At 57.4% G+C, this 24,922-nt stretch carries 20 protein-coding genes; 9 read left to right on the top strand and 11 right to left on the bottom strand.

Annotation, left to right across the window (positions count from 1 at the left end; genetic code table 11):
- Window positions 1-28 precede the first annotated feature (28 nt).
- Window positions 29-1,045, top strand: a complete 1,017-nt coding sequence (gene cobS / locus M2305_RS12050) for a cobaltochelatase subunit CobS (protein WP_211502735.1) — start codon at window positions 29-31, stop codon at window positions 1,043-1,045.
- A gap of 6 nt (window positions 1,046-1,051) precedes the next feature.
- Window positions 1,052-2,926, top strand: a complete 1,875-nt coding sequence (locus tag M2305_RS12045) for a cobaltochelatase CobT-related protein (RefSeq protein WP_211502736.1) — start codon at window positions 1,052-1,054, stop codon at window positions 2,924-2,926.
- Here the strand turns inward: M2305_RS12045 and M2305_RS12040 are convergent.
- A complete protein-coding gene (locus M2305_RS12040; RefSeq protein WP_264649469.1) occupies window positions 2,895-4,307 on the bottom strand; it encodes a pyridoxal phosphate-dependent decarboxylase family protein in 1,413 nt (470 codons plus the stop codon). The two genes, M2305_RS12045 and M2305_RS12040, sit on opposite strands and share 32 nt — an antisense overlap.
- A gap of 73 nt (window positions 4,308-4,380) precedes the next feature.
- Window positions 4,381-5,199: a DUF1217 domain-containing protein gene (locus M2305_RS12035; RefSeq protein WP_264649468.1), complete on the bottom strand. Its 819-nt coding sequence runs from the start codon at window positions 5,197-5,199 to the stop codon at window positions 4,381-4,383.
- Between the two features lie 110 nt (window positions 5,200-5,309).
- Between M2305_RS12035 and M2305_RS12030 the strand changes: the two genes are divergently transcribed.
- Window positions 5,310-6,182 carry a DUF2125 domain-containing protein gene (locus M2305_RS12030; RefSeq protein WP_211508390.1) on the top strand — a complete coding sequence of 291 codons (873 nt, stop codon included), beginning with the start codon at window positions 5,310-5,312 and terminating at the stop codon, window positions 6,180-6,182.
- A 26-nt stretch (window positions 6,183-6,208) separates the two neighbouring features.
- Here M2305_RS12030 and mfd read toward each other — a convergent pair whose 3' ends face one another.
- Complete coding sequence (mfd, locus tag M2305_RS12025; RefSeq protein ID WP_099212290.1) at window positions 6,209-9,709, bottom strand: transcription-repair coupling factor; 3,501 nt, start codon at window positions 9,707-9,709, stop codon at window positions 6,209-6,211.
- Window positions 9,710-9,781: 72 nt separating this feature from the next.
- Between mfd and recG the strand changes: the two genes are divergently transcribed.
- Window positions 9,782-11,884, top strand: coding sequence for an ATP-dependent DNA helicase RecG (gene recG / locus M2305_RS12020; protein WP_264649467.1), 2,103 nt, complete (start codon window positions 9,782-9,784; stop codon window positions 11,882-11,884).
- A 95-nt stretch (window positions 11,885-11,979) separates the two neighbouring features.
- Window positions 11,980-13,653 (top strand): putative bifunctional diguanylate cyclase/phosphodiesterase, encoded by a 1,674-nt coding sequence (locus M2305_RS12015; RefSeq protein WP_264649466.1) that lies wholly within the window; start codon window positions 11,980-11,982, stop codon window positions 13,651-13,653.
- A 70-nt stretch (window positions 13,654-13,723) separates the two neighbouring features.
- Here M2305_RS12015 and M2305_RS12010 read toward each other — a convergent pair whose 3' ends face one another.
- A complete protein-coding gene (locus M2305_RS12010; RefSeq protein WP_099212284.1) occupies window positions 13,724-14,728 on the bottom strand; it encodes a lipid A deacylase LpxR family protein in 1,005 nt (334 codons plus the stop codon).
- 287 nt (window positions 14,729-15,015) lie between these two features.
- On the opposite strand from M2305_RS12010, the gene M2305_RS16240 reads away from it, so the two are divergent.
- Window positions 15,016-15,765 carry a cold-shock protein gene (locus M2305_RS16240; protein ID WP_211496921.1) on the top strand — a complete coding sequence of 250 codons (750 nt, stop codon included), beginning with the start codon at window positions 15,016-15,018 and terminating at the stop codon, window positions 15,763-15,765.
- 122 nt (window positions 15,766-15,887) lie between these two features.
- On the opposite strand, the gene smpB is transcribed toward M2305_RS16240, so the two are convergent.
- Genes smpB through M2305_RS11980 form a run of 4 tightly spaced genes read right to left on the bottom strand, consistent with a single transcriptional unit; the run spans window position 15,888 to window position 18,899 of the window.
- The gene (gene smpB, locus M2305_RS11995) at window positions 15,888-16,382 is read right to left on the bottom strand and encodes an SsrA-binding protein SmpB (protein WP_046901449.1); all 495 of its coding nucleotides are present in this window, start codon (window positions 16,380-16,382) and stop codon (window positions 15,888-15,890) included.
- Between the two features lie 8 nt (window positions 16,383-16,390).
- Window positions 16,391-17,341: a 4-hydroxy-tetrahydrodipicolinate synthase gene (gene dapA / locus M2305_RS11990; protein WP_046901448.1), complete on the bottom strand. Its 951-nt coding sequence runs from the start codon at window positions 17,339-17,341 to the stop codon at window positions 16,391-16,393.
- Window positions 17,338-18,174, bottom strand: a complete 837-nt coding sequence (locus tag M2305_RS11985) for a prephenate dehydratase (RefSeq protein ID WP_211503884.1) — start codon at window positions 18,172-18,174, stop codon at window positions 17,338-17,340. Before M2305_RS11985 ends, dapA begins: the two co-directional genes overlap by 4 nt.
- On the bottom strand, window positions 18,174-18,899 hold the full coding sequence (locus M2305_RS11980) for a 3-deoxy-manno-octulosonate cytidylyltransferase (protein ID WP_264649968.1): 726 nt from the start codon (window positions 18,897-18,899) through the stop codon (window positions 18,174-18,176). Before M2305_RS11980 ends, M2305_RS11985 begins: the two co-directional genes overlap by 1 nt.
- Before the next feature lie 74 nt (window positions 18,900-18,973).
- Here M2305_RS11980 and M2305_RS11975 point away from each other — a divergent pair, with 74 nt between their 5' ends.
- From M2305_RS11975 to M2305_RS11965, 3 genes are all read left to right on the top strand, one after another.
- Window positions 18,974-19,780 carry an inositol monophosphatase family protein gene (locus tag M2305_RS11975; RefSeq protein WP_211496924.1) on the top strand — a complete coding sequence of 269 codons (807 nt, stop codon included), beginning with the start codon at window positions 18,974-18,976 and terminating at the stop codon, window positions 19,778-19,780.
- An 80-nt stretch (window positions 19,781-19,860) separates the two neighbouring features.
- Entirely contained in the window at window positions 19,861-21,108 is a 1,248-nt protein-coding gene (gene serA, locus M2305_RS11970) for a phosphoglycerate dehydrogenase (protein WP_046901444.1), read from the top strand.
- A 36-nt stretch (window positions 21,109-21,144) separates the two neighbouring features.
- On the top strand, window positions 21,145-22,647 hold the full coding sequence (locus M2305_RS11965; protein WP_264649465.1) for a YifB family Mg chelatase-like AAA ATPase: 1,503 nt from the start codon (window positions 21,145-21,147) through the stop codon (window positions 22,645-22,647).
- On the opposite strand, the gene M2305_RS11960 is transcribed toward M2305_RS11965, so the two are convergent.
- Genes M2305_RS11960 through M2305_RS11950 form a run of 3 tightly spaced genes read right to left on the bottom strand, consistent with a single transcriptional unit; the run spans window position 22,627 to window position 24,887 of the window.
- Window positions 22,627-22,836, bottom strand: coding sequence for a hypothetical protein (locus tag M2305_RS11960; RefSeq protein ID WP_211498152.1), 210 nt, complete (start codon window positions 22,834-22,836; stop codon window positions 22,627-22,629). The two genes, M2305_RS11965 and M2305_RS11960, sit on opposite strands and share 21 nt — an antisense overlap.
- The gene (metC, locus tag M2305_RS11955) at window positions 22,836-24,053 is read right to left on the bottom strand and encodes a cystathionine beta-lyase (RefSeq protein WP_264649464.1); all 1,218 of its coding nucleotides are present in this window, start codon (window positions 24,051-24,053) and stop codon (window positions 22,836-22,838) included. The genes M2305_RS11960 and metC overlap by 1 nt, the downstream gene beginning before the upstream one ends.
- Before the next feature lie 3 nt (window positions 24,054-24,056).
- Window positions 24,057-24,887: a sulfurtransferase gene (locus M2305_RS11950; RefSeq protein WP_264649967.1), complete on the bottom strand. Its 831-nt coding sequence runs from the start codon at window positions 24,885-24,887 to the stop codon at window positions 24,057-24,059.
- Window positions 24,888-24,922: the final 35 nt, after the last annotated feature.

The following is a 24,922-nucleotide window of genomic DNA, read 5'->3' as shown; positions in this document are numbered from 1 at the left end:
CTGAATTCAATGAAAGTCCGCCAGTCTCATGAGTGATTTCGCGACGATCGACGCCCCGGAAACCGTCACCACCGCCGAAAGTTCTGCGGTCCCAACCAGTGTTCTTGGTGCGCCCGACCTCACGGTGTCTTCGCGTGAAGTCTTTGGCATCAAGACCGATCTTCAGATCCCAGCCTATTCCGTCCGGACAGAGCACGTCCCTGACATCGATCCATCCTACAAGTTCGATGAAGACACGACGCGCGCCATTCTTGCGGGTTTTGCCTATAACCGCCGCGTGATGGTTCAGGGCTTCCATGGAACGGGAAAGTCCTCCCACATTGAGCAGATTGCTGCTCGCCTGAACTGGCCTTGCGTCCGTATCAACCTCGACAGCCATGTGTCCCGCATTGATCTCATCGGCAAGGACGCCATCGTCCTTCGCGACGGCAAGCAGGTAACGGAATTCCGTGAAGGTTTGCTGCCTTGGTGCCTGCAACATCCCTGTGCGCTGATTTTCGATGAATATGACGCAGGCCGTCCGGACGTGATGTTCGTGATCCAGCGCGTTCTCGAAGCAGAGGGTCACCTTACCCTTCTGGACCAAAACCGCGTGATCCGTCCCAACCCGGCCTTCCGACTTTTTGCGACCGCAAATACCGTTGGCCTTGGTGACACGACAGGCCTGTATCATGGCACGCAGCAGATCAATCAGGGCCAGATGGATCGCTGGAACATCGTCGCGACCCTGAACTATCTGCCGCTTGAACAGGAAGTTGCGATTGTCACCTCCAAGCTGAAAATCGGTGCGGAAGACAAGGACAAGACGAAGATGGTCGAGCGTATGGTCGCTCTGGCCAATCTGACGCGCTCGGGCTTTATGGCCGGAGACATCTCCACAGTCATGTCCCCACGAACTGTCATTGCCTGGGCTGAGAACTTCAACATTTTCAACGATGTCGCATTCGCGTTCCGCCTCACGTTCCTGAACAAGTGTGACGAAGCCGAGCGCGGTATTGTTGCGGAATACTATCAGCGCTGTTTCAACACCTCCCCGGTGGAGTAAAAAACCTTGTCCGCGCCCAAGAACTCCCCTCCTGACGAAAACCGTCAGGAAGGTTTCCGCCGCGCCACAATCGCAACCCTTCGCGCCATGGGCGGCACGCCTGAACAGAGCGTGGATTTCCAGGGTGCGGTTGTTGGCAACAGGCTGCCCGCTCCGCCGGCACCTGATGCCGTGCAACTGCCCTACCTGTCCCGCAGCATGCACGATCGCGAAATTCAGAAAATTCGCGGAGCAGCCGATGCTGCGGCGCTGAAGCTGCGCTACCACAAGAGTGGCCTGAATGCGCAGTTTCCAGAGCCACAAGCTCAGGAGGCGTTCAACGTCCTCGAACAGGCGCGCTGTGAAGTTTATGGCTCCCGCCATATGGCCGGCGTTCGTGCCAATCTTGACCAGCGTGTCATCCAGCAGTGCGCCGAGGCGGGCTGTAACCGCATGGCGACCAAGGACGAAATGCCAGCCGCCATGGCTCTGAGCCTGCTAGCTCGGGAGGCCATGTCAGGAGAGCATACCCCTTCGCAGGCCGGCCCGGCGCTGGAAGCCTGGCGCGCGTCCCTCTCTCCGTCAGCCAAAAACGCACTGGCGGAAATGGCCGTCACGCAATCTGACCAGAAAGCCTTCGCACGCGCGATCACACATCTGCTCGGCGCCTGCCAACTCACAGAACTACCAGAGGAAATCGAACAACAGGCCCCTTCAGACGATTTATCTGAAGACGAACAGCCTTCCGAAGATGAAGCCGCGGTTCCGCAGGAAGATCAGCAGACACCTGCAGGCGATGATCCTGATGAGGAAGATGGCTATCAGCCAGAAAGCGGTGAAAGCGGGATAACAGGCGAAACAGAAACGTCTTCCGACGCGCTTGATTCCCCTGAAACAGGTTCGGAAGAAGCTGCGGGGCCGTCTGATCAGTCAGGTGAAGGCACGGCCATCGGCGGCGGCTCAACCTATAAAGCTTACACCACAAGGTTCGATGAAGAAGTCGGAGCTGCTGACCTCTGTGACCCGGACGAACTAGACCGGCTACGCCAACAGCTCGACCAGCAGCTTGTTCAACTTCAGGGCCTGATTTCCCGTCTTGCGCATCGTCTGCAACGACGGCTCATGGCTCAGCAACAACGCCGCTGGGAGTTCGAGCAGGAAGAGGGCATCATCGATGCCGGGCGCCTCTCCCGCGTCGTCACAAACCCAACCATGCCGCTCTCGTACAAGTATGAGTGCGAAATGGAGTTTCGCGACACGGTCGTCACACTCCTGATCGACAATTCAGGCTCAATGCGTGGCCGCCCAATTGGAACGGCCGCCATCTGCGGCGACATTCTCGCCCGCACGTTGGAGCGCTGTGGCGTGAAAGTCGAAGTTCTGGGCTTCACGACGCGCCAATGGAAAGGTGGTCAGAGCCGGGAGCAGTGGGTGAAAAATGGGCGCCCACCCGAGCCAGGACGCCTGAACGACCTGCGTCACATCATCTACAAAGATGCAGATACACCCTGGCGCCGGGCCCGGAAGAACCTTGGCCTCATGCTGCGTGATGGTCTCCTTAAAGAGAACATTGATGGCGAATCGCTGCTCTGGGCTTGGAAGCGCCTGAAACGGCGTCCGGAACACCGTCATATTCTCATGGTGATTTCAGATGGTGCGCCTGTGGATGACAGTACGTTCTCTGCCAATCCGCATAACTATCTTGAAAACCATCTGCGTGAGGTCATCAAGCGGATCGAAAGCGATCGGAACACGGAACTTCTGGCTATTGGTATCGGCCATGACGTCACGCGGTACTATCGACACAGCGTAACCATCAGTTCCGCCGAAGACCTCGGCGGCACCATGATGGCTCAGTTGAGTGAGCTGTTTACCCCCGCCGGTCAGCGGCGAGTGCGATAACGGCATCCAGCATACGGTCGGTATCGGCGGTGGTGGTGCGGTGATTAACGATCGCCGCCCTCACCGCCAACCGACCGTTGATCCGCGTTGTGGATGGGGCCGCTACACCGCTTTCATGCAAATCCTGCACCAGCTCCGAAACATCCTGATCTGACAGGCCCTCTATTCCGAAGCAGACAATATTCAGCGTCACTGGTGCGAGCAGAACGAGCCCGGGCGTAGCCTGCACGCGGCGCGCAAGATGCTGTGCAACGTCACAACATTCTTCCACCATCTGCCCCATACGCTGTGAGCCATAATGGCCCAGCGTCATCCAGACTTTGAGCGCCCGAAACCCGCGGGAAAGATCTGGCCCGAAATCACAGAACCATGGCGCGCCACTCGCAAGCCCTCTGGCTTCACGCGTGAGATAGTCGAGCGACTGAGCAAACGCGGCCGCATGAAGTTCACGATTCCTCACCAGAACACAGCCCGCATCGTAGGGAACTTGTGCCCATTTATGAAAATCAAATGCCAGACTGTCAGCCTTTTCAATGCCGGAAAGCTGCGCTTTGAAACGTGACGACAAACAGGCCAGCGCCCCGAAGGCTGCATCCACATGAAACCAGAGGCCGTTCTCCCGTGCGATAGCCTCGATCCCCTGAAGATCATCAATAGCGCCGCAATCCACCGTTCCGGCCGTTCCGGCTACCATGAAGGGCACCAACCCGCTCTGTCGGTCCTCGGCGATCATCTGGCGCAGGGCCGCAAGATCCATCCTATGATCACCCGTCACCGGAACACGGCGCAAAGCCTCACTTCCGAAACCAGCAAGATCAAAGGCACGAGGTAGACACCCGTGGGCTGTTGTCGCGGCATATCCAACCATTTTGCTCTGCCCAACGCCATGCCGTCGCAACGACGGATCACGCGCCCGACTGGCCGTAATAATGCTGATGAAGTTGGCCATGGACGAGCCCGTCACGAGACAACCCGACCCATCTTCCGGCATACCCACCATGGAAAGAGCCCAGCGAATAACTTCACGCTCGACTTCATTTGCGGCATGGCTGCGGCCACCACAATTGGCGTTCATGCCGGCCGCCAGCATTTCTGCCAGCATCCCGACGGGTGTTCCGGCGCCATGCACCCAGCCCATGAAACCCGGATGAGTATTACCATTGCCATAGGGAACAACGAGCTCAGTGAAACGCTCGTGCAGCTCTTCCAGAGAGGTCCCTTCGGCAGGAAAGCCTGTTCTCAGCTCATCCCTGGCTGCCTGCGGCATAGGGCGCCAGACCGGACCTTCCCCGACATGTTCCATACGATCAAACAGAGCATCCAGCATCTGATGTCCCATGGCACGAATGCCGCTCCAGTCTTCAGGGTCCAGTCCCGCCATGAAGAGATCCTTTTCACTGCCACGTTTCCTTAGCCGCGATACAGGCCTCCTCTCAGGATGTCACGCAACCGGCTCAGAGAAGTGCGGAATACAGCGATGACGAGGAACTGCTACTGCTTCCTGTAAAAAGGGACAAAATACCGTCCGATGTCCCTCCACTTCCATAAAGTGTGAGCATACTGGCAGGCGTCGTAGATGCTTCAGGACTGATTTGCAGAAGCGCCAGATATTGTTCAGCAAACCGCTGCACGCCTTGGGACGTGCTGAGACGTGAAAGATCCAGCTTGTTCCCCAGCAGTCGAACCTGCTGGTCGTAATCCAGTGCGCCAAACTGGGTTGTATCGAACCCACACACTTTTTCCGCCACCTTCAACAGTTTCGGGTCTGCCATGATGCTGGAAAGCTTCGTGGCAGACGTGACGGTTCGGGTGAAATAAAGAGCATCCCCAAGGCCTGGCGTCTCGTCCTGAACGCTGCTTTCATACCCGTTCGTCAGGTAATTCTGGGCGATTTTAGACAAAGTGTCTTCTGACGAGAGGGGAGACGTCGACCAGTCTGAAAACGCGGTCGCAAACGCTTTCCAGGACGCATTCCCGCTTCTCTGTGCCAACGACTTGGAAGACGTAGGGTCCTGCGTCATGAGCTGCTTAAGAACGGCCGTCTGATCAATATTGGAAGACATGTTATAGGCGCCAAGAACGACTTTCAGCGCCTTGTAGTTCTTCAGAAGCTGATCAGGCGTCGTGATGGAAGAGGCCTCCGCTTTGAACGCCGTCAATGCCTGCTGCGAAGATGAACTGGTCTTTTCCCATCGGTTCACGGAGGCCTGTTCGTCTTTCACGATGGACAGGTATTGCGGCACCGCTGGCATGGCGGAAATGGACGAAGACATGCACACTCACCCGCAAGGAAGGATTATGGGGAACCATTGTCTCTCCATAATCCTAAGAGAGTCTTAACAGTCTTTCTGTCTGAGAGATCAGACACCACAGCATTGAGGGCATGATGTCTTTTAAAACCCTTCTCGTAACAGCATTAGCGACGGCTCTGCCTTCCTTCGCGTCACCTGCTCTCGCAGACACGCTGCCGAACATTCCTGCATCCTGCTTCACCTATTCCCTGAACGGCCCCCAGACTGCCGCCCACGGCTTTTCAGCATCAGGCCTGCACGCCACCCTGACAGGAACCGGCATCGGCCTCGATATCGGGCCTATCACCCTGAAAGACCCCAAAGGCGCAGTCACGGAAGCCAAACTGGAACAGTTCAATGCAACGGCCGCTTATGCAGCACTGAGCGCTTTCCGTGGCGGTATTAGCCCGGCCTGTCAGGGGCAGGATGCCACCATTACAGTCCACAACATCCATGAAGGAACGCCAGAAGCCTCATGGAGCAGCGTAAAACTGTCCCGCCCTGGTCACACAATGACCATCCAGCACGCGACGATCAACGCAGTCCAGACCAGCCCTGAACTCCGCATCAAGGTCAATGGAACAGGCATTCACGACTCGAAACAGCCACTCATTCCGTCGTCCCTGTCCGCCGATCTGTCCGTAAGCGGCCTCTCCGGCTCCTCACAGCAGATCACGATCAACGCCCTGCATGCCATTTCCGGAAGCAGCACTGTTGATGGCACAGGAACCATTCAGATCGGCTCTTCAGCCGCAACATCGACCGCAGACACCCATGTCAGCATCACCAATGTTGCACAGTTGATCGAGGCCATTCGCCAGACAGCCCCAACCAAAGTGGTCACCGCCCTTACCATTGCCCGCCTGATGGGACGCCAGAGCGGCGACACCACCACGTGGGATATTGCCCTTCAGGGCGGCGTAGCGACGGTCAACCGTATTCCACTCCCTATCGCCGTTCCCTGAGTGCCACTGCGGAAGCTGGAAAACGCTTAGTCGGCGTCTTCCAGTTTCCGCACGAGTTTGCACAGAACGGTCGTTACTTTCTTCGCAAAGCCAATGCGGGTGGCGTTCGTCATTTCGCGAATAATGGCCAGCTTCTGATCGGGGCGGATTTTCACGCCCGAATCCTTTTTACGAGTCGCCCAATCGATCAGCCCGGCGGGGTTCTGGAACCGGTTCTTGCGGAACTGAAGCACCATACCCTTCGGCCCGGCTTCCAGACGCTCCACACCAGCCTCACGGCAAAGACGCTTGATGAGCACGACGTCCAGAAGATTCCCCACCTCTGGCGGCAAGGATCCGAACCGGTCCACGAGTTCAGCGCGCATGGCCTCAACTTCCGCTTCTCCGGTCAAGGATGCGATACGCCGATATAGCCCCAGCCGAACCGGCAGATCAGGCACATAAGTGTCTGGAATCAGCACAGGCAATCCGAGGATAATATTCGGCGTCCAGCTGTCTTCTTCCTCCGCCTTCCGACCACGTTCGCGACGTAGATCCAGAACGGCATCTTCCAGCATCTGCTGATACAGCTCGATCCCGACTTCCTTGATATGCCCGGACTGCTCATCCCCCAGCAGATTTCCGGCACCCCGAAGATCCAGATCGTGCGATGCCAATGTGAAGCCTGCGCCGAGCGAGTCGAGCGTCTGCATGATTTCCAGACGTTTTTCAGAAGCGGCCGACAATGGGTTCGTCTGCGGCCAGGTCAGATAGGCATAGCCACGCTGCTTGCCTCGCCCCACACGCCCGCGCAGCTGATAAAGCTGCCCCAGGCCAAACATATCTGCCCGATGAATGATAATCGTATTCACGCTGGGCATATCGAGGCCACTCTCCACGATATTGGTGGAGAGCAGGATGTCATATTTGCCGTCGGCAAATTCGGTCATGACGCGTTCCAGTTCGGTCGGCGTCAAACGGCCATGGGCCTGAATGACCTTCGCATCCGGAACAATCTCGGCCAGGCGCTCTGCCATCCGGTCCAGATCAGCCAGTCGCGGCAACACGCAGAACACCTGCCCACCGCGGAAACGCTCACGCTGAATCGCTTCGCGGATCATAACGCTGTCAAACGGCGTGATAAACGTGCGAACTGCCAGACGATCCGTCGGCGGCGTCGCAATCAGGCTCATTTCCCGCACACCGGACAGGGACAACTGGAGCGTACGGGGCAGCGGCGTGGCTGACAGTGTCAGGACGTGCACGTCTTCCCGCAGGGCCTTGAGCTTTTCCTTGTGAGAGACGCCGAAATGCTGCTCTTCATCAATGATCAGCAGGCCTAGACGTTCGAAAGAGACCGTCTTGGCCAGAAGGGCATGCGTCCCGATCACAATATCCAGACGGCCATCCGCCATCTCTTCGCGAACTTTTGTCGCTTCCTTGGGGGTCACCATGCGTGACAGCTGCCCGATCCGAACTGGCAGACCTTCGAATCGCGCCACAAAGCCACGGTAATGCTGACGAGCCAGAAGCGTTGTCGGAACAACAACAGCCACCTGCATTCCTGAAAGCGCGGCAACAAAGGCTGCACGCAAGGCAACTTCGGTTTTTCCAAAGCCGACGTCGCCACACACCAGACGGTCCATCGGGCGACCGGAGCTCATATCCTCCAGAACATCAGCAATGGCACGGGACTGATCTTCCGTTTCCACGAATGGGAAACGGGCACAGAATTCGTCCCACAGTCCCTCTGCCGGCGCGAGCGTCGGAGCTTCACGCAATGCACGCGCAGCTGCCGTCCGAATCAGTTCACCCGCCATGATGCGGATGCGCGATTTCATCTTGGCCTTACGAGCCTGCCAGGCCGTACCACCGAGCTTGTCGAGCTGGACGCTGGCCTGCTCCGATCCGAACCGGCTCAGGAGTTCGATGTTTTCTACCGGCAGAAGAAGACGCTGCTCTCCATCATACAGAATGGAAAGATAGTCATGCGCAACCAGCCCTTCGCGGATGGTCTCAAGCCCGACATACCGTCCAATCCCGTATTCCTGATGAACAACGAGGTCCCCTTCGGAAATCTCGCCCACCTGAGAAATGAACTGTTCACCACGCTTCTTGCGACGGGGCGGCCGAGAAATACGCTCTCCCAGAAGGTCCTGTTCAGACACAAAACACAGACGATCCGAAACGAACCCACGCTCCAGCCCGAGAACGAGCAGACCAACTGTCCCGCGGGACATGCCTGCTGCGGACGGCCAGTCGTCATAACTTTCAACGCCAACGCCATGTTCCTGAAGCAGATGGGCAATCCGCTCCCGCGAGCCACGGCTCCAGGCCGTAACATACGTGCGGCGCCCAGACTGCGCCCACTCTTCAACCTGCTTGCCAAACGCTTCAAAAACACCCTCGCGAGACCCGTCCTTGGCCCGGGCAAAAAGCGGTCCGGGACGGCTTCCGGCTTCTACGCCTTCTCCCAGATCCGGCTTGCCAAATGCGTTCAGCAAAACAGATGGCGCCCTGGAGAGCATGGCATTCCAGCCATGCTGGTCCAGATAGAGACGATGCGGTGGAAGCGCCCGATACGGCATCTCGCCATCACGAACAGGAACACGACGCGCCTCATAGTGATCGGCGATCATGTCCAGACGGGCTTTCAGAATCTCCGGTGCATGGCTGTCGAAACTGATTGCAACGTCTGGCAGATAATCCAACAGCGTTTCCATCTGGTGGCCATCACCATCATGGAAGAGCGGCAGATAGTGCTCCAGACCCGGATAACGCCGCCCGTCAGAGACGTTCTCATAAAGCGTGTCAGATGCGGCTGATGGCCCAAACGTATCGCGCCATCCCGTGCGGAAAAGACTGATACTCTCTGGACTGAGAGAGAATTCCGAGACAGGTCGTAACTCGAAACGCGCAAGCTTTTCTGTCGAGCGCTGCGTAGCGATATCAAAGGCACGGATATTTTCGACTTCATCGCCGAAAAGGTCGAGGCGGATCGGGTCTGGTGCACCGGCTGGGAAAAGATCGAAAATGCCGCCCCTCGCCGCGAACTCACCCGCTTCCATGACTGTATCAGTCCGCGTGTAGCCATTGGCGACGAGAACTTCGATCAGGAGAGACTGATCCAGCATTTCACCCGTAGCCACACTGATTGACTGGCCTTTGAAAGCCGATCGTGGCGGAACGCGCTGCAACAGACTGTGCACGGTCGTCAGAACGATCCGGCGGGCTTTCGTCGGCTCCAGCAGGCGGCACAATGTTCCAACACGCTCAGCAACCAGTGCAGCGTTGGGAGAGACACGGTCGTAAGGCAGGCAGTCCCACGCAGGCAGGCGCAGAACCTCAACTTCCGGCATCAGATAGGACAGCATGTCCATCAGAGCCGCAACAGCAGCGTCGTCCCGCGCAACATGCAGCAACGGCCCTTCATGCTCTGCCAGCCGCTGGCGAAGCAGCAGCGCCACACTCCCGTCCGGGACACCCCAGACGGTCGGACCAAAGGATGTGAGGGGCATTTCACGGCTCATGGTTTCGTTTTGTTCCATCCTGCTCTTGCCCTATACCTGCCGTTCCAGACCCTGCCATACCAAGAAAAGCCCCGGGGAGCGCCCGTTGCAATGCAGTCCGAACAGCCCTCTCCAGATTTTCTTGCTCCACTCTTCGCACCACTGACGTCCCTGCCCGGAATCGGGCCAAGACATGCAAGTCTGCTGGAAAAGATCGCAGGAGGACGGCGCGTCCTGGACCTGCTGTTCACCCTTCCCGAGCGAATTGTTGACCGTCGTATTCTGCGCACAGTTGCCGCAGGACACAATCTCGCACCCGGAGAAATCCTGACAACGCGTGTCCGTGTCCTCTCAATCCGCATGGCTGCACGCCCCGGCCAACCCTCCATCATTCGCACAGAAGACGACACGGGAAGGCTGGATCTGGTTTTTTTCCAGCAGAAAAACATGCCTGCCCCAACGGTCGGGGCAGAACTTCTTGTCTCAGGCAAGACCAGCCGGTTCCAGGATGAGTTGACGATGCCCCAGCCGGATCACGTCACAACATGGGAAAAGCGTGACAGCTTTCCCAGACTTGAACCCGTCTGGCCCCTGACGGCGGGCCTGTTTCCCTACACAGTGCGCAAAGCCATGCGCGCGGCCCTGACGCTTCTGCCCGATTTTCCCGAATGGCAGGACCACGCCCTTGTCCAAAAGCGCCGCTGGCCAGCTTTTACACAGGCGCTGCATATCCTGCAGGCCCCGGAGAGTATTCCTGCTCATGTCGAATGGGCGCCAGTGCGAGAGCGCGCACTTTCCCGTCTTGCTGCGGATGAACTTCTTGCTGACCAGCTCTGTTTTGGACTGGCTCGCCTTAAAGCACGCAGCCGGATAGGCCGCAGCATGCCGGGCACGGGCGCACTCCAGGCAGAGCTCAATCGTCGTTTTGGTCATAAGCCAACGGCGGCCCAGTCTTCAGCTATCATTGAAATCCGTCAGGACATGGCGGCCACCGCTCCCATGATGCGTCTTCTGCAAGGAGACGTAGGCGCCGGCAAAACATTTGTCGCGATGAATGCCATGCTTCAAGCCGTGGAATCCGGTGCCCAGGCTGCCCTCATGGCGCCAACAGAAATTCTGGCACGCCAACACTTCGAGACAGTGTCTCGACTTTGTCCCACGCAATGCGTTTATCTGAGCGGGACGATCAAAGGCGCAGCACGCCGCGAGACACTGGCAGCCATTGCCGATGGAACTGCGCGCATCATCGTCGGGACTCACGCCCTGTTTCAGGAAGGCGTGACATTTGCGGACCTTGGACTGGCCGTCATTGACGAGCAGCACCGTTTTGGCGTGAAGCAACGGATGAATCTAAGCGCCAAGGGACAGGCCACAGACATTCTGGTCATGACCGCCACTCCCATTCCCCGGACACTTCAGCTCATGGAATGGGGAGAAATGAGCGTAAGTCGGCTGGATTCCAAACCTGCAGGCAGGCAGCCCATTCGCACGACCCTGCATAATATGGATGCCATGCCAGACATTCTGGCCGCCATATCCCGCGCAGTAGCGGATGGGGTGCAGGTCTTCTGGGTCTGTCCTCTCATTGAAAACAGCGAAACACAGTCTGCCGCAGCGGCCGAAGAGCGGTGGGCGATGCTTGGAGAGCGATTTCCCAACATCGTTGGATTAGCGCACGGCAAACAGGACATAGCCATCCGGCAAGCCGCACTTGAAGCATTCCGGCAGGGTGAAACACGTATCCTCGTTGCCACAACCGTTATTGAGGTCGGCGTGGATATACCGAATGCTTCGGTCATGGTGATCGAGCAGGCAGAACGCTTTGGGCTCGCTCAGCTTCATCAGTTACGAGGCCGCGTCGGGCGCGGTTCGAAAAAGTCCTTCTGCCTGCTGCTCCATGATGGCATGGCCACACCAACAGCCGTCAGGCGGTTAACGCTTTTGCGAGACACTAACGATGGATTCATGATTGCTGACGAGGATTACCGAATCCGCGGCGGCGGCGACCTTGCTGGAGACCGTCAGTCTGGACTGCCCGGCTTCCGATTAGCTCAAGGCGCAAGAATTTCGCTGCTTTTGGCGGCAATGCAACAGGACAGCGAGCGAGAACTTACGCGCAATCCGTCGCTGGAAGGCCCGCGCGGGGCCGGATTGAGAATTATGCTAACGCTCTTTGACCGCTCCGAACCCGACAGGCTTTTGATTTCTGGTTAAAGGACCTTTAAGAAAGAATTGTTAATCTGCCTTCCGAGAAGGAACTTTATCGTTCTTTGACGGTTTTACGACTTATCCATAATCGGGTTTACAGTATGTTCTCCACTGGTGACGATCAGCACGCAGCTTCTTTCCTGAAAGGGACGTCGTCCGCCAGTTACCTGCCTCTCTTGAGACTGGCACGCCAGCTCACTGGCGCTTCGTCAGCGGGAATAGTGGCCCTGTCAAAGGACTCTGCGCCGCTTGAAATTGCCTCCGTTGGTGTATTTTTAGCCGATGCGCTGGGTGAATTGCCGTGCGAAGAACTTTCAGAAAGCACTTCGCCTAAGATATTCAGAATAGCAGGGCGATCTTTTGCCGGGATCAATGTCGGAAGCCTGCCCCGACAGAAGCGCACTTCCACATCTCTCTTCCTTTTTGCTGCGTGTGAGACAACTGACCTTTCAAGCCAGCAGACTTTGGATGCACTTGCAGATCTCGCAGACCTGACCCGGAACCCGATTTACAATAGCGGTTCAGTCCTGCCGAACCGCATGCAGAGCATGGAATCTGTTCAGTGGTACATTGAGCAGACTGCGGGCCTGACGAAACGAGCAAAATTCGGCTTAATTCGCTTCAACCTGGACCATCTGTCTTTCATTAATGAGCGCTACGGCTGGGATGTCGCCGACATCATTCTGGAAGAGATTGTCCGGAGGATCGAAAAGCTCCTACCTCAGGGCGCATTCCTTGGCGGTATGGGGGGTGGCAACTTCCTTGTCTTGACGCCACCAGGCTACACGCAGGTTACGACACGATCCTTGATGACATCCATTCTTCGGATTTCTGAAGCCCCTGTTGCCCTTGCCAGCTCTTCTCTTCCATTCTCCCTGTCCATCGGCTGGAGCATGTTCCCGGAAGATGGCCACACGGTTGATGACCTTCTCACCAGCGCCAAAGCTGCGCTTATGGAAGCCCAACGCCTGGGTGGCGGTCACGAGAGACGCGCGGACGAAGAAACAACACGGATGCATATCCTGTCTTCCAGCCTGGAGCAGGATCTTGCCGTTGCCGTGGAACAGAACGGACTCTTTTTGAACTGGATGCCGGTTGTTGACACCGCATCACAGCAAATCGTGGCTCATGAGGCCCTGCTAAGATGGAATAGACCAGGCTACGGCGAAGTCCCGCCGGCCCTCTTTATTCGCTGCGCAGAAGAAGCCGGCCTGGTTGAAATGCTCGATAGCTGGAGCCTTAAAACAGCCTGCATGGCTGCGGCGAGCTGGGACGTCCCCCACAGGGTCTGCGTCAATATTTCGCCAGTCTGGCTCGTGAGTGAGCGCCTCTCGAAACTCGTCAAGGAAATCCTTCAGGAAAGCGGCCTCGCACCTGAACGCCTGCAAATTGAAATGTCGGAGCCACGCTTCTTCGGGCCGGAAGACATCACATTCCGTGAATTGTCCCGCGTCCGCGCGCTTGGCGTCAGGCTGGCACTCGATGATTTTGGCTCTGGCTTTTCGTCCCTTGAGCGTCTTCGCTTCTATCCGCTGGATCAGATCAAGCTTGATCGCAGATTCATCAATAGCCTTGGCGAAAACAACCGCGCAAATGAAGTGATGTGCGCGATTCTTGCCTTGGCACGCGCCTTGAACATCACGACATGCGCCAAAGGCGTAGAGACCGAGTCCCAGATGGCCTTCCTGGATGCTTACGGGTGCGAAGAGGTCCAGGGATATCTTCTTGGCTCTCCGGTTCGAGATCAGGCCAAGCCTGCGTCACAGTCCGCTTAAGAAAAAAGCCCGCCCCGCTTTTGCGGTCGGGCTTTTTTCTTGATCCGAAGATCCAGCTAAGAATTACGCTTTAGAATTTAACAGAGAGCTTGAGCGACCCATAGTTAAACAGGCCCGCTTTCTGCGACTTGAACTGAGCCGTCTGCCAGTTCTGGCTGTAAGAGAGGCGCACACCGTGCCACATCACGGCCACGCCGGCATGAATTTCGCCGACATCCCATACTTTTTCGACGTGAGGCGAGTCGGGACGCACGGTATTACCCTGAAGCGTGGCGTCGTACCCAACGGCCTGCCCCTCTACACCACCATAAAAGTACCAGGCAACAGGACGCGTTCCACGGAACGCATCTGTACCATCCAGTCCCGGCCCAATCGTCGAGTTACCGAAATCGCTGTCCAGACCTTGTCCAACCCGGAAGGTGGCTGCCGCGTCAGCGTATGTTCGGTAATCGCCAGCTGCCCCTGAAACAGCAGGCAAAACGTCCATGCCGATGCCGTAAACATTCACGACTGGCAAACGCCAGATGCGACCGGCCTGAATCTGCATGATCGGCTGATTCGCTAGCTGGTGCACCCACCCCTTGTTCGGCGTGTCGCTGATCAGGTTATGGAATCCGTTCTGCACCTGACGCCCAAGACCTGCAGGACCCATGACACCAAACTGAATACCCATGACGGTACGGGACAGGTCCGTATCATTAATAAGGTTAACGGTGCCGAGCATCAGACCTGCGTAAGGACGGTCTCCCAGTGGCGGCTGGGCCATCTGGGTCTGGCGCGGGGTGTAGATCAGCTGCTGCAAACCGATGCTGATACGCTGCATGCCATTTCCCATCAGGAAATGATTCAGATTCGCAATCGGTTCTGGAAGGTTATCGGTCCCCGAAGTCCAGTTAATGCGCAGACCAGACGTATAATACTGATCAGACGTTCCCTTCAGGGTCGAGACAGCATCGTTCTCGCCCTGAATGGTCCAGGTACCGTGTGGATCCTGAAGAGGAGTCGCCAATGCGGACGAGGATGCCAGTGCAAGCAGGGCAATAGCCCCGAAGGAAAGAGTCAGTCGGGTCTGCATGGGCACCTCTGCATCTCGCGTACGATCAGGGTAATGACGTTATCAATTTGTGTCTTTATGTCATTACTGAGCGTCAAAGCAAAGCCTTCGGAGCACCTTGACGGACTGAGACAATCTTAAAATCCGCGCGAGTTGGGCACTTCTCGCACTTTCGTTGTGGCAGTGCGGGAAAAAACCATGCTAGTGATTCCCTCAGAGGAAGGCCTGAGGCTTTTCTCACCTTTTTGAAATACGTCATGGCAGGGGATAGAAGCCCTCCGTGGCACCCCAGTCTCGGGATTAGACCGTTGAGAAACAACAGAACCGACCGCAGCTTTAACTCACCTCGCCGCGGCGGGTTTGACGGGGACTATTCGTCCCAGCCATCCTATGGTGACCGTGGCGGCTTCGGCGGCGGCGATCGTGGCGGCTTCGGCGGCGGCGATCGCGGCGGCTTCGGTGGCGGCGGTGGTGGTGGCTTCGGCGCACCTCGTCGTGGCGCTGGCAGCAGCTTCGTTACCGCTTCCGGCCCAGAAATCAGCTCCCGCGTTAAGTGGTTCAACACCGAAAAGGGTTTCGGTTTCGTTGAACTGGCTGACGGCTCGGGCGATGTCTTCCTGCACGCCAACGCTCTTGGCAACGCTGGCGTAAGCAGCGTCAACCCGGGTGCAACCGTGGTTGTTCGCATTGGCCAGGGTCCGAAGGGTCGCCAGGTTGCTGAAGTCATTTCCGTTGACGAAAGCACGGCTGAAGCTCCCCGCCCGCGCGCCCAGTTCGGTGCAGCTCCGCAGCCACGCTTTGGTGGCCCGTCAGCACGTCCGGGCCGTCCGGCTCCTGACCTGTCCGACGCACAGGACATCCGCGGCACCGTGAAGTGGTACAACGCCACCAAGGGCTTCGGCTTCATCACGCCTGACTCCGGCGGCAAGGACATCTTCGTCCACGCTTCCGCTCTCGAGCGTTCACAGCTCCCGACCCTCGACGAAGGCCAGGCGATCAACGTCAAGGTTGTTCAGGGTCAGAAGGGTCCGGAAGCTGCTGCAATCAACGTTGATTGATTGGTAGCTTCGGCATCTCGCTGAGCTTTAAAAAAAAGCCGCTGTGGATTTTTCCACAGCGGCTTTTTTAATGACTGCTAAAAATTACGTCCCATAGCCAAACAAGGCGACGTCGCGAGAACTCAGTATTCCTTGCCCTTGTTCCGGATCAAGCGAGCCTTATCACGTTGCCAGTCGCGCTCAGCGATTGCATGTCGCTTATCTTCTTTCTTGCGCCCCTGCCCCAAACCAATCGTCACTTTCGCGACTCCGCGGGCGTTAAAATGAATATCCAGAGGCACAAGCGATGCACCGGCACGCGTCACAGCAGACAGATAATGCGCAACCTGTTTGCGATGCAGCAGCAGTTTGCGAGGGGCCCTTGGCTCAAAGCGGGAAAGAACGCCCCCCTGGTATTCCGGAATGTAGGAATTAAAGAGCCAGATTTCTCCATCACGCTCGGCCGCGTAGGCTTCGGTGATGGTTGAACGTCCCAAGCGGAGGCTTTTGACCTCCGGCCCCTTTAGAACAATTCCAGCCTCTACAGTTTCCAGAATCGTGTAATCGAACCGGCCTTTACGGTTCTGAGCGACGATCCCGTGAGAGATCATGCCGCTCTTCTCTTTTTTTCCGGCCATTAAAAATATCAGTCCAATAGATCGAGAGATCGTAAAGCAGCATCGATAGCCTTCCGCGTTGCCTCCTGAGGCTCCACGAGTGGAAGGCGCAGGGTCGCATTGCAAAGACCCAGCCGAGACATAGCGTACTTCACCGGTCCCGGGTTGCTTTCCATGAACATGGCATCATGCAGCGGAGAGAGACGATCCTGAATTTCGATTGCGTCTTCGATTCGCCCTTCCTGCCAGGCGCTGTGCATTTCCGCGCATAACGCAGGAACGACATTTGACGTCACGCCAATGCAGCCATCACCACCTGCCGCAAGAAACGACACAACTGTGTTATCGTCACCAGAAAGCTGGTTGAATGGCTTCTTCACGTTGCGTCGCACAGCGATGGGACGAGCCAGATTGGCCGTAGCATCCTTCACGCCAGCAATATTGGGATGCTGAGCGAGCCGTCCCAGTGTCTCCGGCGTGAGATCCACCACAGACCGACCCGGAATGCAGTATACGTGAATCGGAAGTGGCGTCGCATCGGCGATCGTCATGAAATGGCGATACAGGCCTTCCTGGGTGGGCTTGTTATAATACGGAACCACAACCAACAGGCTGCTCGCCCCCACAGAATGAGCATGTCGAGCCATCTGCACAGCTTCAGATGTGCTGTTTGAGCCGGCTCCAGCCATGACCGGAACACGACCGTTCGATGTCTCGACGCAGTGGGCAATGATCTGGCCATGCTCCTCGTGCGACAGCGTCGGGCTTTCGCCGGTTGTCCCTGCCGGTACGAGCCCGCTGGTCCCCGCTTCAATCTGGCGCTCAATAAGCTTTGTCGCCACCTCGAAATCGATACGCCCATCCGTACCCATCGGAGTGATCAGAGCCGTCAGCGACCCTTGATACATGCCCGTCTCCACCATTGCCTTGCCTCTGCTCATCATGCGCACCATCCTGCTCTCTAGATCCGTCAGCGTCATGCGCTGGAACGAGCAAGACTGCGTGGGTATGCACCCAGAATCTTCAAATTATCGCTGACATGCTCCAGCTCTTTCAAAGCGGCCGCCAATGCAGGCTGCTCTGGATGTCCTTCAACATCCATCAGGAACTGCGTGGCCGCGAATGAGCCGTTGAGCATGTAACTTTCAATTCTCGTCATATTAATACCATGACGTGAGAATCCACCCAATGCCGCGTAAAGCGCCCCGGGTTTGTTGCCGACTTTCATGAGCAGCGTCGTCAACGTGTCATTACGTTGAGAATCGGGAAAACTTGGCACAGGCGCCACGCGATAAAAGCGCGTCGTGTTGTGCGCCGCGTCTTCAACGTTACTCCGTAAGATAACGAGACCGTTCAGCTCTCCTGCGAGTGACGAGGCGATGGCAGCGTCTTCCTTCCGGCCCCATTTCGCGACCATTTCGGCAGCACCAGCTGTATCGAACTCCGGTACGACTTCCAGATCCAGCTCATGAATAAGCTTACGGACCTGCCCGAGTGCAACTGGATGCGTGTGAAGACGCCGGATGTCAGAGATTTCGGTGCCCGGCACAGCCAGAAGGCAGTGCTCCACACGCTGAAAGTGCTCTCCAACGATGTGCAGCCCTGCATCCGGCAGCAAAGAATGAATGTCAGGCACACGCCCGGCGAGCGAATTTTCACAGGCCAAAAGCGCTTCATCTGCCCGACCATCATGCACAGCTTCAATCGCAGCTGCGAAGCTTGCGCAGGGAAGAGTCGTCCAACCCGGACGAGCCTGTCGGCATGCGAGGTCCGAATAGGCGCCAGGCTGCCCCTGAAAAGCAATTACCGGCATCAGACCAGTCCTCTCACTCGTTCCAGATCCTCAGGCGTATCAACACCTTGAGGAGCATGTTCTATCCGGGCACACCCGATGCTCATTCCGGCCTCCAGCGCGCGCAGCTGCTCCAGACTTTCACGCCGCTCCAGAGCCGACGGTGGCAGACTGACAAAACGCTCCAACGCTTTTCGACGCCAGGCATACACGCCAACATGATGCCAATGCTGCCCCGCGCCCCATGGAATGGGCATACGTGAAAAATAAAGTGCGCGCGTCACCGCGGCGTCGCCAAAATCACAGGCGATCTTGACCACCTGTTCGGCATCTCTTTCCCAGTCTGATTGAACGGGAGCAGCAAGCGTCCCGATATCACAGGATGGATTTTCCAGCGGCTCGAGCACGGCAGTCAGACTGGCCGGATCAATCAAAGGCAGGTCTCCCTGCAGATTGATCACCACGTCATAAGCCCCAGACGGATCAAGCTTCTGGATGGCTGCATGCACACGATCCGAACCGCTGGCCAGAGACGAGTCGGTCAAGACACCTTGCACGCCCTCTAACTCACTGACGGCATCCAGAATGTCCTGATCGCCCGCAGCAACAACCACTGGCCCGATCTTTGCTTCCAAAGCCCGTTTCGCAACGCGGACAATCATGGGAAGGCCACCAATATCCGCAAGGGGCTTGCGTGGGAGGCGGGTCGAGGCAAGTCTGGAGGGAATGACGATGATCGGACGCATGGCCCTTCTGATGCCGCCCGCCTGATCGGGCGTCAATCTCACACACGGCTTTCTGGCAGGAATTGAAAGAAAATATGAGCGAAACAGTTCTGGAAAAGGCACTTGTCGTCGCCGAAGCCTGTGCAGACGCTGCCCGCGAGACGGTCATTCCCCATTTCCGCACCTCACTACAGGCTGATGCCAAATCCGATGACAGCCCGGTCACTGTTGCAGATCGTGCGGCTGAAAAAGTCATGCGCTCCATTCTGGAAGATGCTCTACCAGAGCACGCTATCCTGGGCGAAGAAAGCGGAATGAGCGGTCACGAAGGAGACTGGCTCTGGGTGCTGGACCCGATCGACGGAACACGCGCATTCCTGACCGGCCGCCCAACCTTCGGAACCCTTATTTCGCTTTTCCATAAAGGACGACCTGTTCTGGGGTTGATTGATCAACCATTGACGGGCGAACGGTGGATAGGCCTTGCCGGGCAGCGAACACGCTTTGTGTCCACCCGACTACCCGGTCAGATTGGCACACGCATATGCCCGGTTCTTGGGCAGGCTGAACTGTCCTGCACATCCCCGGAAATCATGACGCCCGATCACGCACCACGCTTTGCCAGCCTCCAGAAGCAGGTCCGGCGGACATCATGGGGCGGCGACTGTTACGCCTACGGACTACTGGCGCTTGGCCAGATCGATGTAATCGCCGAATGCACCATGAACCCATGGGACTGGGGTGCACTAGTTCCGGTCATTGAAGGCGCAGGCGGCAGCATCACGGACTGGCAGGGCAAGCCTCTTACGCTCGAAAGTGATGGAACCGTTCTGGCGTGCGGCAACCCTGCCCTGCTCACAGACATCGTGAACCACCTTTCCCATCCGGGAACGATGGGCTAGGCATGACGCCCCGGTGATCATGGGCCGGGACAGGTTGGAATGAGAGCCGGAGCCTTCCGGTTCAGGACCGGGATGGAAATATGGAAACGCACTTCTCTCTCCCCAAGAACAAGATCCGCATCCTCCTGCTTGAAGGCATCCATGAGAGTGCTGTCGAGCATTTTAATGTGCAGGGTTATGCAGAGGTCACGCGTCTGAAAGGCGCTCTTGAAGGCGATGCCCTCAAGGAAGCACTGCAAGGCGTGCACATGGTGGGTATTCGCAGCCGGACGCAGTTGACGCGCGAAGTTATTGAATCCGCTGATCGACTGATGGCCATCGGCTGCTTCTGCATCGGGACAAATCAGGTCGATCTGACCGCCGCCCGCATGGCCGGTATTCCGGTCTTCAACGCGCCTTACAGCAACACGCGCTCCGTCGCCGAACTGGTGATGGGTGAAGTGGTCATGCTGATGCGCCGCATTCCATCCCGTTCTGAACAGTGCCACCAGGGTGGCTGGGACAAATCCGCCATTAATGCGTGGGAAGTCCGTGGTAAGACGCTCGGTATCGTCGGTTACGGTTCCATCGGTTCACAGCTTTCCGTTCTGGCCGAAGCCTTTGGCATGCGCGTCCTGTATTACGACATCATGCCCCGCCTCCCGCACGGAAACGCCGTTGCAGTCGCGACGCTCAAGGACCTTCTTGCCAAGTCCGATATCGTCACGCTGCACGTTCCCCAGACACCGGACACAGACCTCCTGATCGGAGAAGCCGAGATCCGGGCCATGAAGCCCAACTCGATTCTTCTCAATAACGCCCGCGGCAGTGTCGTTGACCTTGAAGCTCTGGCTGCAGCCCTCAAGGACGGCCATCTCATGGGTGCTGGCGTGGATGTGTTCCCAGTGGAGCCCAAAGTTGCCGGAGAGCGCTTCGTTTCACCGCTTCAGGGGCTGGAGAACGTTATTCTCACCCCGCATATCGGCGGCTCTACCATGGAAGCACAGGAGCGGATTGGCGTTGAAGTCGCCCGCAAGCTTGTGGATTACTCCGATGTTGGTTCCACTATTGGTGCCGTGAATTTTCCGAGCGTACAGCTTCCGGAGCGGCCACGTGGCACGCGCTTCATGCACGTTCATGCCAACCGTCCCGGCATCATGCGCCAGATCAACGAACTGTTTGCAGCCGAGAACTGCAATGTGACGGCACAGTATCTGCAGACGGACGGTGAAGTCGGTTACGTTGTCGTCGAGGCTGAATCGACGGGCCCCGATATGGACCAGCACCTTCTGGATGGCCTGCGTGCCCTTGATGGAACGCTTCGTGCGCGCCTGATTTACCAGCGTTAACCATCCAGTAATATGTTCTGGCTAAGATCTCGTTCCATGACGACATCTGGCCAGAACACTCCTACCCTCGCCCGTATCCAAAGCTTTGCCTTTTCTGGCATCGAAGCTGTTCCGGTTACGGTTGAAGTTCAGGTCTCGACAGGGCTTCCAGCGTTTCTGCTGGTCGGCATGGCGGACAAATCAGTCGGCGAAGCACGCGAGCGTGTCCGTGCTGCCCTGACAGCCATGGGCCTGGCCCTTCCTCCAAAACGTATTCTGGTCAATCTCGTCCCCGCAGACCTCGCCAAGGAAGGTGCACATTTTGACCTTCCCATCGCGCTCGGGCTTTTGGTCGCCATGGGCATTTTGCCGTTCGAGGCTGTCTCTGCCTATGCGGCCGTCGGTGAGCTTTCGCTGGATGGACGGATCAACCCGGTTAACGGTGTTTTATCCGCAGCCCTTGGAGCAGCAGCACATTCTCTAGGGTTAATTTGCCCGGCGCTGCAGGGAACAGAGGCTCGCTGGGGCAATCCAGACCAAGACATTCTGGCTCCAGACACCTTGCTCGGCGTTGTGTCTCATTTCCGTGGCGAACAGGTTTTAACGCCCGTTCCCGCGGCAGAAGGATACACCCCGGATTATGGCCCTGACCTCGCTGACGTAAAGGGCATGGCTCTTGGGCGTCGAGCACTTGAAATTGCCGCCGCTGGCGGACATTCCGTCCTCATGAGCGGACCACCAGGTGCTGGAAAATCCATGCTTGCGTGCAGATTGCCCGGTATCTTGCCGGATCTGACGACTGAGGAAATGCTGGAAACAAGCCGGATCCACAGTGTGTCAGGGCTCTTGAAAGGCGGTCGCCTGACAATCCGGCCGCCCTATCGTGCGCCTCATCACAGCGCCAGTTTGCCCGCGATGGTCGGTGGCGGAGCCAAAGCACGACCCGGCGAAGTCAGCCTTGCCCATAATGGTGTGCTTTTCCTGGATGAATTGCCCGAATTCTCACGGTCATGTCTGGAAGCACTCCGACAACCTATCGAGACGGGCTCAATTTCGATCGCCCGCGCTGCCCAGCACACAACCTACCCAGCCCGTTTTCAGTTTATCGCGGCCATGAATCCCTGCCGTTGCGGATATCTGGGAGACCCGGAACGGAGTTGCCGCAAAGCCCCTCGATGCGGAGAAGATTACAGCGCAAAGATCTCAGGTCCGATGATGGATCGCATGGATCTCTGCGTGCAAATTGACCCGCTCTCGCCCATCGAGATCAGTCGTGCTCCCCGGGGTGCAGACAGTGCAACCGTCCGAGCCCGCGTTGAAAAAGCACGCGATCGACAGATTACCCGTCAGAACGTGTGCAATGCCCAGGCCTCGCCAGACCTGTTTGTCATGGACGATGATGCGAGGTCCCTGGCTGAACAGGCTGCCGAAAAATTGCGCCTTTCAAATCGCGGCCTGACACGGCTGATGCGCGTCTCCCGAACAATTGCTGATCTGGAAGGAACGCAGCAGATCCAGCGTCACCATGTGGCAGAAGCGCTAGGGTTTCGGCGGCGTTGACCCGTTCTTGCGGCGCTTCAGATCCAGAAAAGATGGGATCATGGCGGCCATGATGAACAGCGTGATCCAGAAATTAATCCTAAGGAAAAAAGCTGTTCCAAATAGCCAGACGCCATAAAGCAGGGTCGCAGTCATCAAGACATACCCGCAGACCATGACCCACCAGATCACCCATTCCTTGCGTGGCATTACTGATCGACCCGCCGCAAACCGTCCAGGCCCCGCGCCAGATCCGCCTTGAGATCATCTACACTCTCAAGACCGATATGCAGACGGAACGTCGCGGCCTTCGGAGCCCCAGCTTCAGTCACACGTCGGACATGGCCTGTGGTCGGCAGAACAAGACTCTCGTAACCGCCCCATGAGGCGCCGATCCCAAACATGCTCAGACCATCAATCATGCGTTCCGCAGCTTCGACACTGATATCTGGTTGCAATTCAACACCAAACAGACCGCAAGCCCCCGTAAAATCGCGCTTCCAGAATTCATGCCCGGAGCAGTCTTGCAGAGCGGGGTGCAGAACCCGGGCAACTTCGGGGCGCGTCTTTAGCCACTGTGCAATCTCAAGAGCCGAACGCGACTGATGCGTGAGGCGCACTCCCATGGTTCGTAGGCCACGCAAGGTGAGCCAGCAGTCATCCGGGCTTGCGCACTGACCTAACTGGATGGACGCATCCCGCAGGGTTTTCCAGTGTGTCTCATCATTAACCGTAATGGACCCGATAATGACGTCCGAGTGGCCACCGGGATATTTCGTCAGAGCCTGAATGGACACGTCCACGCCATGTTCAAACGGCTGAAACACGCCGATGCCCCAGGTATTGTCCAGAAACAGCAATGCGTCCGCCTGATGAGCGACATCCGCCAGCATCGGTACATCCTGCACCTCGAATGTATGGCTTCCCGGGCTCTCCGCCAGAATAATCCGGGTCTCGGCTCGGATTAGCGCCTCAATCTCTGCGCGTGTCGCCATGGGAGCATAATAGGTTGTGCTGATGCCCATCCGCTTGAGCATCGTATCTGCGAAACGACGCGTCGGACCATAAACCGAATCGGGAAGCAGAAGATGATCGCCCTGCCCCAGAAACGCCAGAAGCGGCGTCGTGCAGGCACTCAGGCCAGAGTTGACGACCTGCGTATGCGTTCCCCCCTCAATGAGCGACAGAAGCTTTTCCAGCTCATGCTGAACAGGCGTACCCATGGCGCCATACACGGCCTTATGCGAATGGCTTCGACCATCCATCCGGTTCATGGCTTCAAGGCTTGGAAAAAGAACTGTCGAGCCCCGTGTGACAGGAAGGTTCACAAGCGTGCCGCTCTCCCTGACGTCGGCCCGGCCACCCTGCACCAGCGTTGACGCCAGACGGTTCCAGCCAGCACTCACCTTCGTTTCAAGGTCGCTCATGTCTTATTCTTCTCCCGTCACGATTGGTGCCTGTGGATCGCTGCCCCATTCAGCCCATGACCCATCATATAACGCGCCATCTGGCAGCCCAGCGATTACCAGACCAGCCAGGAGCGTTGCCGCCGTCAAACCCGACCCGCAACTGGTAATCACCTGCCGCCCAGCGACCGGAGCAAACAGATCTTGCAGAGACTCAACGGGCAGAAAATGACCGGCCTCATCCACAAGCTGCGTCCAGTCGAGGCTGAGAGCTCCCGGCATATGCCCTCCTCGGACACCAGGGCGAGGTTCTGGCACGGACGCCGTGAAACGGGCATGGCTCCGCGCATCCAGTACGACAGTATGCGCGTCAGCGTTCAGAATGTCAGCGCTTCCAGCAAGTAACCGGTATTGTGGACGCGTCCTGTAGGACACTGGCTGTGCCGGCGTGGGAGCACCATGTTCCAATGCGCCGTCCGCGTTTTCCCAGGCTGCCAGTCCGCCATCCAGAACCTTCACATTCTGATGCCCGAAAAGACGAGCCAACCACCACGCTCGGCAGGCCCCGACACTTCCTTTGCCGTCATAGAAGACAAGAGGTGTCTCTTCACTCAGCCCCAGTTCACCCATGAGACGAGCGAACCGGGCGGCACCCGGCACCGTATGTGGGAGCGGACTGTCTGGATCGGCAAAAACATCAATGTCGAATCGGCGCGCATTTGGCAGGCGACGCTCAAGAAAAGCTACGTCCAGATCGCCCTTCTGACCCGGCAGAAGAACACTGGCGTCGAGCGGAACATATGCCGTCCCAACAGAAAGGAGGTCTTTTGCGGTGATAAGGGGTGAGTTCGTCATGGTTACACCATAGGTCGAGGGATGCGCAGAACGCC

The sequence above is a fragment of the Gluconobacter cerinus genome, from assembly GCF_025961355.1.
Classification (GTDB): domain Bacteria; phylum Pseudomonadota; class Alphaproteobacteria; order Acetobacterales; family Acetobacteraceae; genus Gluconobacter; species Gluconobacter cerinus.
This window is presented reverse-complemented; position numbering and strand designations above follow the sequence as displayed.

What these genes read in the sequence shown, in the direction of transcription:
- M2305_RS11950 (WP_264649967.1), bottom strand. Translation starts at nt 24,887, where the DNA reads ATGACGAACTCACCCCTTATCACCGCAAAAGACCTCCTTTCTGTTGGG.
- M2305_RS12015 (WP_264649466.1), top strand. Translation starts at nt 11,980, where the DNA reads ATGTTCTCCACTGGTGACGATCAGCACGCAGCTTCTTTCCTGAAAGGG.
- M2305_RS11965 (WP_264649465.1), top strand. Translation starts at nt 21,145, where the DNA reads ATGACGACATCTGGCCAGAACACTCCTACCCTCGCCCGTATCCAAAGC.
- mfd (WP_099212290.1), bottom strand. Translation starts at nt 9,709, where the DNA reads ATGGAACAAAACGAAACCATGAGCCGTGAAATGCCCCTCACATCCTTT.
- M2305_RS12035 (WP_264649468.1), bottom strand. Translation starts at nt 5,199, where the DNA reads ATGTCTTCGTCCATTTCCGCCATGCCAGCGGTGCCGCAATACCTGTCC.
- M2305_RS12030 (WP_211508390.1), top strand. Translation starts at nt 5,310, where the DNA reads ATGATGTCTTTTAAAACCCTTCTCGTAACAGCATTAGCGACGGCTCTG.
- recG (WP_264649467.1), top strand. Translation starts at nt 9,782, where the DNA reads ATGCAGTCCGAACAGCCCTCTCCAGATTTTCTTGCTCCACTCTTCGCA.
- M2305_RS11960 (WP_211498152.1), bottom strand. Translation starts at nt 22,836, where the DNA reads ATGCCACGCAAGGAATGGGTGATCTGGTGGGTCATGGTCTGCGGGTAT.
- metC (WP_264649464.1), bottom strand. Translation starts at nt 24,053, where the DNA reads ATGAGCGACCTTGAAACGAAGGTGAGTGCTGGCTGGAACCGTCTGGCG.
- smpB (WP_046901449.1), bottom strand. Translation starts at nt 16,382, where the DNA reads ATGGCCGGAAAAAAAGAGAAGAGCGGCATGATCTCTCACGGGATCGTC.
- dapA (WP_046901448.1), bottom strand. Translation starts at nt 17,341, where the DNA reads ATGACGCTGACGGATCTAGAGAGCAGGATGGTGCGCATGATGAGCAGA.
- M2305_RS12010 (WP_099212284.1), bottom strand. Translation starts at nt 14,728, where the DNA reads ATGCAGACCCGACTGACTCTTTCCTTCGGGGCTATTGCCCTGCTTGCA.
- M2305_RS11975 (WP_211496924.1), top strand. Translation starts at nt 18,974, where the DNA reads ATGAGCGAAACAGTTCTGGAAAAGGCACTTGTCGTCGCCGAAGCCTGT.
- cobS (WP_211502735.1), top strand. Translation starts at nt 29, where the DNA reads ATGAGTGATTTCGCGACGATCGACGCCCCGGAAACCGTCACCACCGCC.
- M2305_RS11980 (WP_264649968.1), bottom strand. Translation starts at nt 18,899, where the DNA reads ATGCGTCCGATCATCGTCATTCCCTCCAGACTTGCCTCGACCCGCCTC.
- M2305_RS12040 (WP_264649469.1), bottom strand. Translation starts at nt 4,307, where the DNA reads ATGGCGGGACTGGACCCTGAAGACTGGAGCGGCATTCGTGCCATGGGA.
- M2305_RS11985 (WP_211503884.1), bottom strand. Translation starts at nt 18,174, where the DNA reads ATGCCGGTAATTGCTTTTCAGGGGCAGCCTGGCGCCTATTCGGACCTC.
- serA (WP_046901444.1), top strand. Translation starts at nt 19,861, where the DNA reads ATGGAAACGCACTTCTCTCTCCCCAAGAACAAGATCCGCATCCTCCTG.